This window comes from Ruegeria sp. AM4, from assembly GCF_056540665.1.
Map to the genome: position 1 here is coordinate 237,225 of NZ_JBQFXD010000001.1, position 16,238 is coordinate 253,462.

A 16,238-nucleotide genomic window follows, 5' to 3' on the forward strand; every position below is an offset into this window, starting at 1 on the left:
AGGGCCACCATGTCCATGGCGGCCCCCAGTTTGTTTTCAACCCAACCTAGTTGTTTGTCGGGGTTTGCAGCTTTTCCATCACCTGATCCAGGTTGAAGCTGGCGGCTTTCTGGCGTGGTGGGAACTCCTGGAATGTTTCCAAGAAGTTACCGACATATTGCTGCGCCGGAACCAGGAAATACGCGCGGTCCAGCAACCAGTCATAATAGGTGTTGGAGGTACGATAGGCGCGTTCGTACGGGTCGCGGCGCAGGTTGACGATCAGCGGAATGCGCAGCTCGGTCCAGGGTTCGATCCATGCGCGCAGCGTTGCCCATGCTTTCTGCTCAAGGAAGATCAGCTTCCAGTCATCATAGCGCAGGGCTGTCAGGTCACCGTCATCCGAGAAATAGAAGATCTCGGCGCGGGGGCTTTCAGTGGCCTCACCTGTCAACAGGGGCAAGATGTTATAGCCATCCAGATGCACCTTGTAGTCGCGGCCCATTCCCGACGAGCTATAGCCCGCCTTCAGCTTCTCCTTGATGTCCGGGTCACCCGCAACCGCAAGATATGTGGGCAGCCAGTCCATGTGATGCACGATTTCGTTGGTGACCGATCCGGCCTCGATCTGACCGGGCCAGCGCACCATCGACGGAACGCGCCATCCACCTTCCCAGTTGGTGTTCTTTTCACCCCAGAACGGCGTTGCGGCGGCATCCGGCCATGTGTTCATGTGCGGGCCGTTATCGGTCGAATAGTGCACGATGGTGTTGTCGGCGATGCCAAGCTCATCCAGCAGGTCCAGCAGCTGGCCCACATGCATGTCGTGTTCGATCATGCCTGCGGTATATTCATCCGCCACGCGTCCAGCGATCTCGTTCGCCTGCGCGCGCATCTCGTCCTTGACGTGGGTTCGGAAATGCATGCGCGTACCGTTCCACCAGACATAGAAGGGCTGGCCTTGTTCATGCGCGCGTTTGATAAAGTCGATCGCGGCTGCGACGGTTTCATCATCAACCGTTTCCATGCGCTTACGCGTCAGCGGGCCGGTGTCCTCGATGGTGCCGTCCGCCTTTGATTTGATCACACCGCGTGGGCCATAGGCCTCGCGGAAAGTGCGGCCATCGGCCAGAACCGCATCGCCGGGATAGTCCTCGTTTTCCGGCTCTTCCTCGGCGTTCAGGTGGTAGAGATTCCCGAAAAACTCATCAAATCCGTGGTTTGTCGGAAGATGCTCATCCTTGTCACCAAGGTGGTTCTTGCCAAACTGACCCGTGACATAGCCATGGTCTTTCAACAGGCCAGCGATCGTCGGATCCTCGACCTGCATCCCCAGATCGGCACCGGGAAGGCCGACCTTGGACAGACCCGTGCGAAACACCGATTGTCCCATAATGTACGAGGATCGACCCGCGGTGCAGGACTGCTCGCCATAGTAATCGGTAAAGATCATCCCTTCGTCAGCGACGCGGTCGATATTCGGGGTCTGATACCCCATCAACCCCATCGTATAGGCCGAGATGTTGGATTGACCGATGTCATCCCCCCAGATCACCAAAATATTGGGCTTTTGATCCTGTGCCCAGGCGGGCAGGGCCAGCATGACAGAGACCGAGGCCACGGCGAAGCGGCGCAGATTGCTGCGCCAAGTATCTGCAATCGAACGGGGTGGTGACATGATGTGCTCCTGAATTGAACGGGTCTTAATGACCCCTTGATTGAAAACTCATTGAAGGCGGCCCAGTTATTTGATCAGGCTGCCGACAAGTCGCTGATTCCCGTTAAGAAAAATTTGGATTTGACCGGGAATCGTACGGCTTTAGCTTAGGATATGATAATACCCAGAAACCTATCATATGATGAGATTGAAGAATACTAATGTTTGATAATGCGGGTGAAAAACAACGGTTACTAGACTCGGGCTGGTTGGCGGCGCGCGGTGCCCAGTTTCAAAAGGACCTGCTGGATTGCGGTGTCAAAAAATCGTTCAAGACTGGCGAGGCGCTCTATCACTATGGGGACCCTGCAAACGGGGTTTACGGGGTATTGGCCGGCGCAGTGCAGGTCACGGCGCCTGCGGATGACGGGCAGGAATTCGTCGTCCACCGTCAGGGTGGTGGATTCTGGGTCGGCGATCTTGCGCTGTTTGCCGATGCCCAGCGATTGGTCAGCGTGGTTGCAACGCAAGAAACACGAACATTGTTCCTGTCCGGCTCGCGCATTGACAGGTTGATCCAGGCTAACCCCGAATATGTCCGTGATTTCTATGCGTTATCGCATGAAAACATGCAGACCGCGTTGCGGATCATGGCCAACCTGGCGGTCACGGGAACCGAAAAGCGGCTGGTTCTACGCTTGCTGCATTTGGATGAGGGGTCGTCAAAATCTGACGGCTGGATCGTTGTGTCTCAGGACGAACTGGCCGAAATGGTCGCGGTGTCGCAGCCCACGTTGCATCGAACTCTGCATCGACTGGCCGATCTTGATCTGATCGAATTGGGCTATGGCCGGGTCCGTCTGAAAGATCGCCGCAAGCTGATCGCCAATTGTCAAAGCTGACGTGAGGGATTCAGCGGCGGAAGACTTTCCGCCTTGCGATGCGGGGTTTGCCTAAAGGACCCAAGGGCTGACAGCGCCGCCGACCAATCCTCGGCACGATCTATGCCCTGCGCCGCATACCGCGCCGTGCCGATCTGTGCCAGATGCTGTTCCAGATCCGCCGCAGCGGCGGGGGCATCCGTGCGCGACTTCCACAGGTCCAGGGCGCCATACGCCGCAGACAGGTCGCGGGCCTTAAGGGCGTCTGTCAGTTGCTTCAACGCAAATTCGGGAGAGGACCGATAACGCAATTGCCGGGCCTCTCGCCATGCGCTTACACGCGGCCTTAACCAACGCAGCGCTGCCCAGACAGCCAGACCCAAAAGCACCGCCCGGATCGCCAGTGACGCGATGGTTCGCGCGTCCGGCGGCTGCCAGGCAGGGGGTGCGAGTGTCAGGTCTATGGGGGCAATATCGATGGTTTCCACCTGATTGCTGCTCAGATTGTACCAGCGAACCGAAATGGGCGGCAGTTGCGTTTCTCCGCCATCTTGCGCGAGGTAGACCACCTCATCTACGCGTTGCCCTGACAAAACGCCCCGGTCTTCGGTCTCGGTAAAGCGTGGTTCTTTGGGGTAGGCGCGCAGCAATGGGTCTTGTTGGTCGGGGATCAGTTCGGGCACAAGCAGGGGCGTTGTGCCGGTGATCTTCGCGGTCAACCGGCGGGTGATGGCACCGCCGGATTGCATGTCGGTATTCCCTTCGATCTGTTGGTCCAACTCGAACCCGGTGGCGATGATCAACGGATCCAGATCGCGCGCCGCGTCGGGAACATTGGCGCTCAGAACGATCTTGGGCAGGGCGACGCTGACCTTGACCGGCGCGTTGCTGTCGGGATCGGCAAAGGTCACATCGATTTGTTGTGCCCCCAGATCCACCTCTCCGACCCGCAACGGATACAGGCGATAGCTACGCTGAACGCCAGACCAGGGTTCGCCATCGATGGTTTCGCTTATCGGGCCCGAGGCGCGCTCGGGCAGCCGGACGATCAGGTTTTCCTGCTCCAGTGACGGGAAGACCGGGGGCGCGGGCATGAAGGTTGGAACCAGCACCTTGATCCGAACGATGGCCGGTTGCCCAACCGTGATCGGATCGGTTGGCGCTTCGACCGCGACCTGTGGTTGCACTGGCGTCTGCGCGCGCAGTCCTGCGGGTAACAAAAGCATGAGCAAGAGAAGGTATCTCATTGCTTTTGCTCCTGATTTTCAAGAAGGAAGCGATTGCGCAGGAAATCCTGCATATCGGTGTCGATCGTACTGATCCATTGATCCGCCGACAGGGCCTGCGCCCCGTCAGCCGGGGCTTGAACAGTCGTGTCCTTGCCACGGCCAGAGTCGTTGTCGAACACCGTGTCGTCCGCTCCGATCCCGGCTTCTTCGCCGGTATCCGACTGCTCGCGGGCGGTTTCGACATAGTCCAGAACCGCCTTGGCAACTTCGAGGTTATGCTGCGCCTCGGGCCAGTCCGGTTGCCTTTCCAACGCGGTTTCAAAGGCGGTTATCGCGGGCCGGTATTCCCGGTTGCGGATACGGGCCATGCCTTCGGCAAAAGCGGCGTCGGGCGTATCCATGTCTGCAAAGATTGCAGCAGCTTCCGGGTATTGCCCGGCTTTCAGATGCGCATAGCCCTTTTGGTAGGGGTCCTGAAACAACTCTGCCGCGTCGGCAAAGCGCTTCTGGTTCATCGCGATCTGGCCTTGCTGATCAGCGGTCAGGAACCAATCCCGCCAGCCGTCAGCAAAAGCCGGGCCTGAAGGCGGCAGCAGAAACAGCGCCAAGAACGCCCAGCGGATAACCCAGCCCTTTCGGAACCATAGCAGTGACAACAGCGCCGCTGGCCAGGCCAGCAACCAGCCACGATCCTGCCAGTCCAGCCGATCATCATCGTCCAGCGCGTCGGAATAGGCCGAGTGAATCAGGCGTTGCAACCGAGCGATGTCCCGGTCGTCATCCGCGAAGGGGACAACAGTTGCCCCCTTCAGCCCGTCCAGTTGCGGCAAGCGGTCGCCGCCGGGCCGCATGGCCAGAAAAAGCACCGGAGATGTGGCAGCCTCAACCGCCGACAGTTGCGACGGATCGATATCGTCCAGCACGAACAGCACCGCGCCGGGGGTGTCGCTGTCGCTCAGAATCGTCTGGGCCAGCGTCAGAGCGTCGCCTGCGGCATCCCCCGGCTTTGGCATCACCGCGGGCGTGAGGCCCTCCAGCAAGGGCCGCAGGATGTTGGCGTCTTCGGTCAGAGGGGCGACGCGATGCGGCGTTCCAGCATAGGCGATCAACGCGGTGCGCGCGCCTGCGCGTGCGTTTATCATATCGGTTACCTTGAATTTGGCGCGTTCCAGTCGCGACGGGGCAAGATCAGCCTCTTCCATGCTGTCCGTGACTTTCAGGGCGATGACCAAGGGCGCCGTGTCCGCGACCAGCGGGTTGGGCGCCCGCGACCATGTTGGCCCTGCCGCCGCCAGCGCGATCAGGGTCGCTGCGATCATTGCAACATCGATCGGGTAAATCCGCCGCCTGTCAGACGCGCCAAGTTGAAGCGCCGCCGCCAGATGTGGTGCGATCCCAGTTTGTAGCTGCGAATGAACCGTTGGCTTGGGTCGGATCACCCACCACAGCACGCCGATGGGAATGAGAAACAGCAGCCAAGCCACTCGGGTAAAATGAAAATCCGACAGGACGTCTATCATGCAGCACCTCTGCGCCGTTGCGCCACATGCAGTCCGGTTGAAGCGATTAGTATGACCAGCAAGGCCAGAGCCAAGGGATAATGCGCCAGGCTTTCACGAGGACGGTAGCTTTGGGTTTCCACGATCCGGGGGTTCAACTCATCAATGCGCTGATAGGTCTGTGCCAGGACCTCCTGATCGTCTGCAAAGAAATATGCGCCGCCGGTGCGGTCGGCGATGTCTTGCAGCGCCGCCAGATCAACCCGATCCTCGCCCGAGGCATCGGGATCGCCGACACCGATGGTGTAGATGACAACACCTTTGTCGGCGGCAATGGCCGAAGCGTTAACGGGGGTCATGCGGCTGGAGGTATCCGCGCCGTCGCTGAGTACGATCATCAGACGTTGATCAACGTCGCTCGACTCGAATGTGCGAATGCCGAGACCAATCGCGTCGCCCAAAGCGGTGTTCGGACCCGCCATTCCAACCTGAGTTTGATCGAGGAAGCCATTCAAACTATTGAGGTCTTCGGTAAAGGGGGCCTGCACAAAGGCGCGGGTGCCGAAAATGATCAGCGCCATACGATCACCTTGCCGTTGGGCGATGAAGTCGCGCAGAACATCCTTGACGGCGGCCAGTCTCTGTTTCGGTGCCCCGTCTGCCGAGGTGAAATCGCGCTGGTCCATCGAGCCTGAGATATCAAGCGCCAGCACCACGTCCCGCGCCGATTTCTCGATCACCACAGGTTCACCCAACCGTTCTGGGCGGGCCAGTGCAATCACCAGCAGACTCCAGATCAGAGCGACCGTAGCGGTGGCAATTCTTGACCGCCTTGGGATCGTGGACCCTGATTGCGGCTCGACCCCGGCGGCTTGGGCGACATGGCGGAAGAATGGGATGCGGATGGCGCTGCTTTCCTCGCGATGGGGCGGCGCGAACAGGTGGACGAGCACCGGAAGCGGCAGCAATACGAACGCCCACGCTGCAGCGAACGAGATCATCGTGGCCGCCTTTCTGGTTTGTGGGTTTTGACCCAGTGTTTGGCCAGTGCGATCAGATCGGGGCTCGGGGCGGTTTCTCTATACGGAGCTTCGATCAGCTGATGGAATGCATCCTTGGAAAACGAATTGGAATCTGAGGTTTGCTGTATGAACGCCGTCCAATCTTCGCCGTATAGTCCGGCGACCTGCCTACGCGGATAGGCGACAAGGGCGGCGCGGCGCAGGGTTTCGGCGGCTTTCGCTGCACTCAGGTCCGGAGTTGACAGCTCGGCCAGCGCCGCGCGCCGATAGGCGTTCAAATGGCGATGCCTCAGAAGCGCGAAAACAACGGCGCCAAGGCAGCCTGCCAGAACAATCGCCAGCACCACCCATCCCCAGGTTTGAGGCACCATCGACACAGGCGTTGGCACCGGAGCGGGTTCCAGCATGTCCAGCAGATCGACCAGTGATTTGCCCTCGGTCTGTATCGCCATCAGCGGCCTCCTCGGTGGCCGAAGAGCCTGAGCATCTGATCCAATGCACCTTCTGCGGTGGTCAACGGTACAATTGGGAACCCATAACGGCGTGACCAGTGCTGTAGCTGCGCCAGGCGATCGTCGAGCGTGGACCGGATGCGCTGCGACAGGCCGGGTTCGGAGCTGTCGAGTTCGATCTGTTGGACGCCATCGGACACAGTGAGTTGCAGACCGGGTGAAAGTTCTTGTGCGCTGGGGTCGAATACTTGAAACAATATCAAGTCGTTCGCATGTGCTAGCCGTCGCAACAGGTTTTCGGATTCGTCATCGATCCCATCAAAATCGGAGAACACGCAGACCAGAGAATTGGTGTGCGCAATCGCGGCAGCCTGTTTCAGAACGTCGTTCAGGAACACTGTTGCATCGCCGCGCATCGCCGCATGAAGTCCGGAATTCAGCGCACCGACCGACGACAAAAACCGGCTGAGCGCGGCGGCGCGGCGTTGCGGGCGATGCTCGGCCAGATCGGCGTCTCCGAACACGATGCCACCGACCCGATCGCCTTGTTTCAGAACACTATGGGCCGCGATGGCCGCGGCCTCGGCCGCGATGACCGACTTCATGAACACCTGAGTTCCGAAGAACATCGAGACACGCTGATCCACCAGCAACAGGGCCGGGCGGTCGCGTTCTTCAGTATAGACCCTGACATGCGGTTTGCCGGTGCGCGCAGTGACTTTCCAGTCGATCGTGCGGATGTCGTCGCCGGGCAGATAGGTCCGCAATTCCTCAAAATTCAGACCACGACCGCGCAGACGCGATGCATGACGCCCGTTCAGGATCGAGCGGGCCGGTTGGCGCGGCAGAAGGCTCAGCGCGCGTGCGCGTGCACCGAGACGCAACAGGTGGCCCGCGTCCACATGGATGCGTGGATCGTTGGGATATGTTGCTGTTTGGCTCACGGTAACGCCACTAGGCGCAATATCTCGGCGATCACGTCATCGGCTGACTTCGCGGCCCCTTGCGCCTCGAAGCTGAGCGAAAGGCGGTGGCGGAAGACATCATGGGCAATTGCACGGATATCGGCCGGATCGACATAGTCGCGCTGGTTCATCCAAGCATGGGCGCGACCGCATTTGTCCAGCGCAAGTGAGGCGCGCGGGCTGGCACCGATCTCGATCCAACTGGCCAATTCGTCGCTCAGCGCGGCAGGCGTCCGAGTGGCTTGTACCAGATCAGCCATATAGCGATCCATCGCGTCTGACACATGGATTTGGCCAATCTCAGCCCGCGCGGCAAAAACCGCGTACTGCGGGATCGTTGGTGGGGCCTCAGCAGAGCCGCCTTTGGTTGCTGCGATCTCTTCACCGCGCACAAGGCGGATCACCTCGACCTCGTCCTCGACCGGGGGGTAAGTGATCTGCACATGCATCAGGAACCGGTCCATCTGAGCTTCGGGCAGGGGATATGTGCCTTCCTGTTCGATGGGGTTCTGGGTGGCCATCACGATGAACAGGGGCTCCATCTTGTGGGTTGTGCCGGATACCGTGACTTGCCGTTCCTCCATCGCTTCCAGCAGGGCGGCCTGCACCTTGGCCGGGGCGCGGTTGATCTCGTCCGCCAGAACGATGTTGGCAAAGATCGGGCCGGGCTCGAACCGGAAGGTGCCGCCGTCATCGGTCTGTTGAAACACCTCGGTGCCGGTCACGTCCGAGGGCAACAGGTCGGGGGTGAATTGGATCCGGCTGAAACTTGCATCCAGATTGCGCGCCATGGCTTTGACCGCGCGGGTCTTGGCCAGGCCGGGCAGGCCTTCGATCAGCAGGTTTCCGTTCGCCAACATCCCGATCAGCAGGCGGTCGATTACCTCAGTTTGCCCGATGATGGATTGCCCCATGCGGGTCTTAAGATCATTTATCTGATTAAGTGCATTCATTTTTCGATCCAATCGACGTCATTTGTACTGAAGCGACGTGGCTGTGTGTCAGGATAGGTGGTCAGGAAAAATGTACCGTAATGACCGAAAGTTAGCAGGGATTGCTATCCCGATCTACCGTGAAATCCGTGAGGCGAGGCGACGCAGGTCTGCCTTCAAATGCGCGCGAACGGGTCCCGTGTTCGGCGCGTCGCGTAGTGTGTTCAACAAGTGCTCTGGCGTCTGTTGCCCAGCGGCCCGGTTCCAGCTGAGGCTTCGCAAGATGGTCTGGGTTTGGGGGTCCAGCCAGTCGGGAATTTCAAATCCGTTCAACGTGGCCCAAACCCCGCTCCAGAGTCGCCCGACGGACCAGGGGTTATACCCGCCGCCGCCCAGAATCAGAAACCGGCGCGACAGCGGCCCAAGGGTGGCGACAGCGCGCCAATGGCAGTTGTTGGACAACGACAGGCGCGACAGGGGGTCTTCGGCGACGGCGTCAGCACCGCACTGCAAGACGATGGCTTGCGGTTTGAACGTCTCGGTTGCAGGCAGGATCAACTGGTCAAGGATGGCGGCGAATTCGTCGTCATTCAGGTTTCTTTGCACCGGCAGGTTCAGCGCCGCTCCGCCTGCATCATCCTGAAGCGCACCGGTAAAGGGCCACCGCCGGGTCTCGTGAACCGAGATCATCCGGACCTTGTCCGAGCCATGAAAGGCGGCCTCGACCCCGTCACAGTGGTGGGCGTCGATATCGACATAGACGATACGGTCCAGACCCATGGATAAAAGGGTCAATATCGCCAGCACTGGATCGTTAAGATAACAGAACCCGTTTGCCCGGTCCGGCAAGCCGTGATGGGTGCCGCCCGCCGGGTTGAAAACGACACCGCCATCGCGGATCAGTTCGGCCCCCAACATCGAGCCACCAGCTGCGGTTGCGGGGCGGCGATACATCTCGGGAAAAACTGGGTTGGAAAGGGTTCCAAGGCCGTACCGCGCGCGGGTGCTTTCGGATACGTACTGGGTCTCTTCTGCCTGCCGTAAGGCTGCTATGTAGTCCGGTGTGTGGAAGGCGGCCAAAGCGCTGGGTTTGGCGCGAGGGCTGACGCGGTAGTTTTCAGCGGTCAGCCACCCCAATGCGCGGCACAGGTCGATGACGGTAGATACCCGGGGAATGGCCAGAGGGTGTTTTGAGCCATAGGTCGAGTTCCGATAGATCTCGGACCCTATGAACAGCGGTGCTTGCATCCGTTAACGCGCGGTCTTTGGTCTGTTGTCGTCGCCCAGTCGCCCATCCAGTGACATCAGAATCGCAACCGGCTTAAGTGCCGGGATGTGGCTGAAAATGATCAGGATGCAGACTGTCAGCGGGACGCTGAGGAATGCGCCGATCAGGCCCCAGACCGTAGTCCAGAAGGTCAGGGCCAGGATCACCAGAAAGGTCGACATGTTCAGCGACCTGCCCAGCATCGCGGGGTCCAGAAAATTGCCGATCAGGAATTGTACCGTCCCGCAGCCCAAAACGATGATCAGGAAAGGACCAATGGTTTCGAACTGCACAAGGGCGATCATGGCGGGGAACAGCACCGCGATGATCGACCCGATCGAGGGGATGAAGTTCAGCGCAAAGGTCAGAACCGCCCAGGTCTCGGCATATTCCAGTCCCAGAACACGAAACACGGTATAGCTGATGCAGGCAGTGACCAGGCTGATGAAGGTCTTAACGCCAACATACCTTTGCAGACTGTAAGAGATCGCGTCCAGCACCGATGCCAGTTCGGTCCCAAGCTGCGGGTTGCCTGCGGCCAGTTGTATCTTTTTGCGAAAGGCCAGACGCTCGGCCATCAGAAAGGCGACGTAAAGGCTGATCAGAAAGAACTGATTGAGCAGCGACGTGGCGCTGCCCAGCAGCACGCGTGCAACATAGGACATGTCGATGCTGACAAGATTGTCCCGGATAAAGGTGGTAACATCATTGCCCACCAGCCCGGTGATGCGATTTACCGCTCCGTCAAACTGGTTTTCATAGGTGTTGATCGAGCGTGCGAACTGCGTCGCCTGACTGCCAAGGATGTACATGATCATGAACAACCCGGCCAAAACCACAGTGACCCCGGCCAGATTGGCCAGCCAGACCGGCATGCGGGTCAATGACATCACCCGATCACTAAGCGCGATGATCAGAACATTGACCAGCAGTGCCATGGTTAACGGGATCAGGAATTGCGACCCGGCATATAACCCAAGCACCGCGAGCGTGGCGACAATGGTAATATCGCGAAGAACCGACAGTTTCAGGCGCGGTTTGACCTGAGTGTCTTGTGGGTCGGTCGGCATGGGCAGCCTCTGGCAAATTTCACCGGGTCGGACCTGTCCGGCGTTCCTGGTCGCGATCCTGCACGGGTTGACCGGATTGTGCAATCCGCTCAGCCGGTTACCAAGGGAAATTGATGACTTGATCAGGATTGGCAGTTCTGTCCGATGCAAAGGCCGGATAGGGTCAGGGCATGAGACACGGCGCGATTCTGATCAACAATCGATATCTCAGCGGCTTGTGGTTGGCCCTGCGCAGGTTCAACGGTAAGAACGGCTTTGTCATGAGCAGCCATGTCGCCATGTCGCTGATGATGGCGCTGTTTCCCTTTGTGCTGTTTACCGTCGCGCTGGCGGGTGCGCTGTCGCAGGGCTATGTAACGGATGAATTGATCGAGCTTATCTTTGGCGCGTGGCCCAAGGACGTCGCTGATCCGATCGTGCAGGAGCTTCGCGCCGTACTGGATGGCGCAGGGTCGGGGGTGATCACGCTGGGTGGTTTGCTGGCGATCTACTTTGCTTCGAACGGGGTTGCGGCAGTGCGCAAGGCGATGACTCAGGCCTATCATGACAAGGATACCTGGCCGTTCTGGAAAGCGCGCCTGTTGTGTTTCGGGCTGGTGATCGGTGGCGGTGCTGCCATTCTGGCGATTGCCGCGGTCGAGGTTGTGCTGCCCGTTTACACCCGCTTGGTGTCCGAGAAAACGGCCGTTGACGTTGGCGGTTGGCTGTCGGTGGACCGGTTGCGATGGACCTTCACGGTGGCGGTTCCGGCGGGAACCGTGATCATTGCCCATCTGGTTTTGCCCACGCGGCGGCACAGGTTGTCGCAAATTCTGCCAGGCGTCCTTCTGACGTTGGGCTTGTGGGCTGCGGGCGGCTGGGGGTTCTCGGTCTATATCGCGCAGTTCGCGACCTACAGCGCCACCTATGCCGGTCTAGCTGGGGCCATGGCTGCTTTGATTTTCCTGTACCTGTGTTCGGCGATGCTGATCCTTGGGGCCGAGTATAACGGCGCGCTGATCGATCTGTCGGACCAACCCATCCCGGACGCAGACGCATGATGCGGGGCTGGGCTGGCGCTTTGTTCCTTCTATCCCTTGCCTTTGGGCAGGTAGCTGGGGCCCAGCACTATGTCGGGTCGGATGCCTGCGTCGCCTGCCATCAGGAGGAGGCCGACGCATGGGCCACCTCGCATCATGCGCTGGCGTGGACCGAGGTTGCCGACGGGCATGTTCTGGCAGATTTCGATAACACACGGTTTGAACACGACGGAATGTCGGTGGATTTTCGCAAGCAGGGCGCATCCCTGCTGGCCGATGTGACCGAGAAAGACGGTGCCACAACCCAATACCCGGTGCATTCCGTCGTCGGGATTTCTCCGCTTCAGCAATACCTGTTTGAAACCGAACCGGGCAGGTTACAAAGCTTCGATGTGGTTTGGGACACCGAGGCCGACCGGTGGTACCACCTCTACCCCAATCAGGACCTGCCGCCGGATGACGGGCTGCACTGGACCGGGCCTTACAAGAACTGGAATGCCCGCTGCGCGGAATGCCACGCGACGGGGTTCGAGAAGAAATATGACCCGATTACGCGAAGCTACGGCTCGACCCAGTCCGAGATCGGTGTCGGCTGTGAGGCGTGCCATGGCCCGGGCTCGGCGCATATCGAATGGACCACCGGCAAGGCGCTGGACGATGGGCTAGGCGAGTTTGGCTTTTCAATGGAATGGGGCAGGGGCGAAACCGAGGCCGAGATTCAACAATGTGCCGGATGCCATTCCCGGCGCGAGGCGCTGGGCGATGGCAATCCGCTGCCGGGCACTCCGTTTCACGACGCCTACAATCTGGCGGTGCTGCGACCCGGTCTCTACCACCCGGATGGCCAGATCCTGGATGAGGTCTATGTTTACGGCTCGTTCCTGCAATCGCGGATGTACGAAAAGGGCGTGGGATGCATGAACTGCCATGACCCGCACCGGGCTGAATTGCGAGCCGAGGGGAATGGGATCTGCACGCAGTGCCATTCGCCAGCGGGCAATCCCGATTTTCCGACGCTAGCGCTCAAAGACTATGACAGCGCAGAGCATCATCATCATCCCGATGGTTCGGACGGGGCGCAGTGCAAAAGCTGCCATATGATCGAGCGGGTCTATATGGGCACCGACGGTCGCCGCGACCACAGTTTCCGCGTTCCGCGCCCCGATCTTGGGTTGGGCGCGGATGCCTGCACCGATTGCCATGCCGATCAGGATCAGGATTGGGCCGCGCGCGCGATCGAAGGGTGGTTTCCGGAACCCACCCACCGGGGTCCGCATTTCAGCGCGGCCTTTGCGGCGGTGTCGGAGGGGCGATTACAGGACCCGGGTGTTCTGATGGACGTTGCCAACAACACCGGGCTGGCGGGGATCGTTCGGGCCACCGCGCTCTATCTGTTGCAAAATTTCCAATCACCGGACGTGGCCGCTGCGATGGTTGATAGCCTTTCAGATCCCGATCCGCTGATCCGGGCCAATGCGATTGCCTTGCAGCGCGCCGCGCCAATCGCGGACCGCATTGCCCGGCTTGAGCCATTGCTCTCGGACCCGATGCGCAATGTCCGTCTGACTGCTGCGAAAGAGTTTCTGCTGATCCCGCCAGATGCGCTGACACAAGCGCAAAGGCCCGTGGTCCAGCAGGCGGTCAACGATTGGCAGCGCAGCACGTCGTTGCGGTTGGATTTCCCGGAAATGCACATGGTGCTAGGCGGTTTGGCCCTGTCGCTGCGCAACGCCCAAGCGGCCGAGCGCGCGTTTCGCGAGGTGGTCACACTTGACCGGCAGCGGGCCGAAGCCTGGCCGATGCTGGTTCAACTGGCACATATCAATCGCGGCCCGCAAGCCGCGATTGACGTGCTGAACGAGGGTCTGTCAGTCCTGCCGGACGACCCGAACCTTGGACAATTGGCGCAACAATACGGCCGCTGAATCGGCATCGATCAGACCGATTTGCGCCACGTTCCGGGCGAATTTCACCGGTACGCTGTTGGCATCCATTGCCTCAACAGGTGCCACATGCCCGAACGCCTCGCAACTATGGTTCAAGCCTTGGTCGGTCCGCGCAAAGACCGCCTGGATCAACGCATTGCGGAACTGCGTGACAGAAAACCTGTTGATCTCAACCATGGGGATGGGCTGATGCTGCAAGGGATGGCGTCGTCGTCGCTGCGCGAACAGCGCATCACCGGGCAAAAACTCAGCCTAGACTAACCGCTACCCACGGAACCCGGTGGCGACGACGAATTTCTCGGAACTGTCCGACCGGGATGCAGGCGGTTTCACATTCGCGACCTTTTCGAACTTCTGCTTTAGCAGCTTTTGCAGATCGCCTTCAGCGCCCCCGGCCAGAACCTTGGCAACGAATGTGCCGCCTTCTTCCAGAACGTCAAAGGCAAAATAGGCGGCAGTTTCGCACAAGGCCATGATGCGCAGATGGTCGGTCTGTTTGTGCCCCGACGAAGCTGCGGCCATGTCAGACATCACCACGTCGGCCTTGCCACCCAGCCACTCTTTGACCTTCTGGTCGGCATCGTCTTCCATGAAGTCCAGCACGTGGGCCGTTGCGCCTGCGACCGGTTCGACCTCTTGCAAATCGACCCCCAGAACGGTGCCGATGCGTTTACCGCTTTTCTCACCCAGCGCGTTGACCCGCTTGACTGCAACCTGCAACCAGCCACCCGGTGCGCAGCCCAGATCAACAACACGTGCACCGGGGACAAGAAACCGAAATTTCTCGTCCAGTTCCAATATCTTGAACGCCGCGCGCCCGCGATAGCCTTCGGCCTGCGCGCGTTTGACATACGGGTCATTCAACTGCCGTTCCAGCCAGCGGGTCGAGCTGAGCTTACGCCCGCGCGCGGTCTTGACCTTGACCTTCAGGTCACGCTGCCCGCGACCCGAGGAGTTTTTTCCAGTTGGTGTCTTCGCCATCAGAACGGTCCGTCTTCCAATACGCCGTCCGCGCTCATCTGCGCATAAAGCAGGCCTTCGCGCAGCCCCCGATCCGCCACGGAAAGGCGGTCGGTGGGCCAGCATCTGAGCAGCGCCTGCAAAATGGCCGAGCCGGACATGATCAGGGCCTGCCGGTCGTCCCCGATCCGAGGATCACGACGGCGCCCGTGAGGGCCGAGTTCTAGATAACCTCGTATGACCTTGTCAATCTGATCGCTGGTCATACGCAACCCGTCCACTTTGGTCCGGTCATAGCGTTTGAGCCCGAGATGAGAGGCGGCAACCGTGGTGACGGTTCCGCTGGTGCCAACGATCTGGAACCCTTCGCGGGCCTGTTCGTCCTTGTAGGGCGCGAAATCGGCCAGGTTTTCCTCGAAAAACCAGCTCATAAGCGCAAAACGGGCCGAGTCGTCCTCGACGTCGTGGAACTGATCCCGCAGTGTGGCAACGCCCAGCGGAACGCTGATCCAGTCCACTACCTTGGCAGCGGGAAAGGGGCTGTCGGCGGTGTGGAAGCCGTTATGCAGGCGCATGATCGCGGCGGGACGGTCGCGGCGCGGCACCGACGAGATGTCGATCCAGACCAGCTCGGTCGAGCCGCCGCCAATATCGACGACCAACAATTGCTCGGTCTTGGTGGACACCAGAGGCGCGCATGAGATCACGGCCAGCCGTGCCTCTTCCTCGGGCTGGATGATCTCCAGCGTCAATCCGGTTTCGCGTTTGACCTGTCGGATGAAATCGCGGGAATTCTTGGCGCGCCTGCAGGCCTCGGTCGCGACCAGACGCATCCGTCTGACTCTGTTCCGCTTGAGCTTTTGCTGACAAATCCGCAGCGCCTGTACCGTACGCGCCATCGAGGCCCGCGACAGCCGTCCGGTCCGTTCCAGCCCGGCCCCTAGCTGCACGGACTTGGAAAAACTGTCTACCACATGGAACCCGCTGCCCTTGGGCTGGGCTATCAACATGCGGCAACTATTTGTCCCCAGATCCAGCGCCGCATACAACGCATCTGGATCGGGTCTTGCCGGCGCGGGGCTTTCGACCGCTTTCGGGAACGCGCCCGCACCTTTGGGACGCTTGGGCGCCATCTTCAACGCCCTCCGATTTTCGAGTTACCCCGACCATAGGTCGCGCAATTCGATCACGCAAGATACTCATTATCACCATGAGGATTTTGGTGTTCGGATTCGGGGAAGGGGGCGTTAAAAGCTGCGGTATCCCATCGTGGGCAAAAACGTCGCTGTGAATGCGCCGTGTGTCGAAAATCGACCGACTTGCCCCCACATTGACGTTTAGAACCGCCCCATCGGGTTAG

The 16,238-nt window shown here is 59.9% G+C and carries 15 protein-coding genes; 4 read left to right on the forward strand and 11 right to left on the reverse strand.

Annotated elements, in window-relative coordinates; translation table 11 throughout:
- Positions 1 to 46: 46 nt before the first annotated feature.
- Positions 47 to 1,582 (reverse strand): arylsulfatase, encoded by a 1,536-nt coding sequence (locus ACR0JA_RS01175; RefSeq protein WP_480571102.1) that lies wholly within the window; start codon positions 1,580 to 1,582, stop codon positions 47 to 49.
- Between the two features lie 275 nt (positions 1,583 to 1,857).
- Between ACR0JA_RS01175 and ACR0JA_RS01180 the strand changes: the two genes are divergently transcribed.
- Complete coding sequence (locus ACR0JA_RS01180; RefSeq protein ID WP_480568794.1) at positions 1,858 to 2,538, forward strand: Crp/Fnr family transcriptional regulator; 681 nt, start codon at positions 1,858 to 1,860, stop codon at positions 2,536 to 2,538.
- Here the strand turns inward: ACR0JA_RS01180 and ACR0JA_RS01185 are convergent.
- The 8 genes from ACR0JA_RS01185 to ACR0JA_RS01220 form a co-directional block, all read right to left on the reverse strand.
- Entirely contained in the window at positions 2,529 to 3,764 is a 1,236-nt protein-coding gene (locus ACR0JA_RS01185) for a hypothetical protein (protein ID WP_480568797.1), read from the reverse strand. The genes ACR0JA_RS01180 and ACR0JA_RS01185 overlap by 10 nt on opposite strands.
- The gene (locus tag ACR0JA_RS01190) at positions 3,761 to 5,266 is read right to left on the reverse strand and encodes a VWA domain-containing protein (RefSeq protein WP_480568800.1); all 1,506 of its coding nucleotides are present in this window, start codon (positions 5,264 to 5,266) and stop codon (positions 3,761 to 3,763) included. The genes ACR0JA_RS01185 and ACR0JA_RS01190 overlap by 4 nt, the downstream gene beginning before the upstream one ends.
- Positions 5,263 to 6,246 (reverse strand): VWA domain-containing protein, encoded by a 984-nt coding sequence (locus ACR0JA_RS01195; RefSeq protein WP_480568803.1) that lies wholly within the window; start codon positions 6,244 to 6,246, stop codon positions 5,263 to 5,265. Before ACR0JA_RS01195 ends, ACR0JA_RS01190 begins: the two co-directional genes overlap by 4 nt.
- Positions 6,243 to 6,719 carry a DUF4381 domain-containing protein gene (locus tag ACR0JA_RS01200; protein WP_480568806.1) on the reverse strand — a complete coding sequence of 159 codons (477 nt, stop codon included), beginning with the start codon at positions 6,717 to 6,719 and terminating at the stop codon, positions 6,243 to 6,245. The genes ACR0JA_RS01195 and ACR0JA_RS01200 overlap by 4 nt, the downstream gene beginning before the upstream one ends.
- Entirely contained in the window at positions 6,719 to 7,663 is a 945-nt protein-coding gene (locus ACR0JA_RS01205; protein ID WP_480568809.1) for a DUF58 domain-containing protein, read from the reverse strand. The genes ACR0JA_RS01200 and ACR0JA_RS01205 overlap by 1 nt, the downstream gene beginning before the upstream one ends.
- Positions 7,660 to 8,637 (reverse strand): AAA family ATPase, encoded by a 978-nt coding sequence (locus ACR0JA_RS01210; protein WP_480568812.1) that lies wholly within the window; start codon positions 8,635 to 8,637, stop codon positions 7,660 to 7,662. The genes ACR0JA_RS01205 and ACR0JA_RS01210 overlap by 4 nt, the downstream gene beginning before the upstream one ends.
- Before the next feature lie 114 nt (positions 8,638 to 8,751).
- Entirely contained in the window at positions 8,752 to 9,864 is a 1,113-nt protein-coding gene (locus tag ACR0JA_RS01215) for an acetoin utilization protein AcuC (protein WP_480568815.1), read from the reverse strand.
- Positions 9,865 to 9,867: 3 nt separating this feature from the next.
- On the reverse strand, positions 9,868 to 10,953 hold the full coding sequence (locus ACR0JA_RS01220; RefSeq protein WP_480568818.1) for an AI-2E family transporter: 1,086 nt from the start codon (positions 10,951 to 10,953) through the stop codon (positions 9,868 to 9,870).
- Between the two features lie 170 nt (positions 10,954 to 11,123).
- On the opposite strand from ACR0JA_RS01220, the gene ACR0JA_RS01225 reads away from it, so the two are divergent.
- From ACR0JA_RS01225 to ACR0JA_RS01235, 3 genes are all read left to right on the forward strand, one after another.
- A complete protein-coding gene (locus ACR0JA_RS01225; protein WP_480568821.1) occupies positions 11,124 to 11,993 on the forward strand; it encodes a YihY/virulence factor BrkB family protein in 870 nt (289 codons plus the stop codon).
- On the forward strand, positions 11,990 to 13,897 hold the full coding sequence (locus tag ACR0JA_RS01230; protein WP_480568824.1) for a cytochrome c3 family protein: 1,908 nt from the start codon (positions 11,990 to 11,992) through the stop codon (positions 13,895 to 13,897). Before ACR0JA_RS01225 ends, ACR0JA_RS01230 begins: the two co-directional genes overlap by 4 nt.
- Positions 13,898 to 13,984: 87 nt before the next feature.
- Positions 13,985 to 14,179: a hypothetical protein gene (locus ACR0JA_RS01235; RefSeq protein ID WP_480568827.1), complete on the forward strand. Its 195-nt coding sequence runs from the start codon at positions 13,985 to 13,987 to the stop codon at positions 14,177 to 14,179.
- Between the two features lie 3 nt (positions 14,180 to 14,182).
- Here the strand turns inward: ACR0JA_RS01235 and ACR0JA_RS01240 are convergent, their stop codons facing one another.
- A complete protein-coding gene (locus tag ACR0JA_RS01240; RefSeq protein WP_480568830.1) occupies positions 14,183 to 14,899 on the reverse strand; it encodes an RlmE family RNA methyltransferase in 717 nt (238 codons plus the stop codon).
- A complete protein-coding gene (locus ACR0JA_RS01245; protein ID WP_480568833.1) occupies positions 14,899 to 16,011 on the reverse strand; it encodes a Ppx/GppA phosphatase family protein in 1,113 nt (370 codons plus the stop codon). Before ACR0JA_RS01245 ends, ACR0JA_RS01240 begins: the two co-directional genes overlap by 1 nt.
- Positions 16,012 to 16,238: the final 227 nt, after the last annotated feature.